We start from the raw sequence: 583 nt of genomic DNA, 5'->3' as shown, positions 1-583 counted from the left end.
TGATACTCTCTCCTTCAAAAATAGTAACATCTTCAGTTAATATTAAAGTTGGTAATTCATTAACCGTTACTGTTACATTATCTGAATCTGAATTTCCTAAATCGTCAGTTACTGTAACTGTATAAGTTGTAGTTTCTATTGGACTAACTGTCATTGATGCGGTAGTCTCGCCTGTATTCCAAGAATAATTAATTCCGCCTGAAGCCGTTAAAGTAACACTCTCACCTACACAAATAGTAACATCGCTTCCTGCATTAGCATTTATTTCTGGAATAACCGTTACTGTTACTTCTGCTGAAGTTTCACAATTACTTGCTGAAAAACCTGTAACACTGTAAGTTGAAGTTATCGTTGGATTCACTACTATTGAGTTTGAAGTGTCTCCTGTATTCCACAAATAAGATTCAGCACCATTTACTGTTAGGTTGATACTCTCTCCTTCAAAAATAGTAACATCTTCAGTTAATATTAAAGTTGGTAATTCATTAACCGTTACTGTGACACTGTCTGAATCTGAATTTCCTAAATCGTCAGTTACTGTAACTGTATAAGTTGTAGTTTCAATTGGACTAACTATAATTGA

The 583-nt window shown here is 33.8% G+C and carries 1 pseudogene; it reads right to left on the bottom strand.

Annotation, left to right across the window (positions count from 1 at the left end):
- A pseudogene (locus HM981_RS17390) lies at positions 1 to 583 on the bottom strand (choice-of-anchor L domain-containing protein); the annotation flags it as partial.

This window comes from Winogradskyella ludwigii (genome assembly GCF_013403985.1).
Taxonomy (GTDB): Bacteria; Bacteroidota; Bacteroidia; order Flavobacteriales; family Flavobacteriaceae; genus Winogradskyella; species Winogradskyella ludwigii.
Note: the sequence above shows the minus strand (reverse complement) of the source record. Positions and strands in the feature narration are given on the sequence as shown.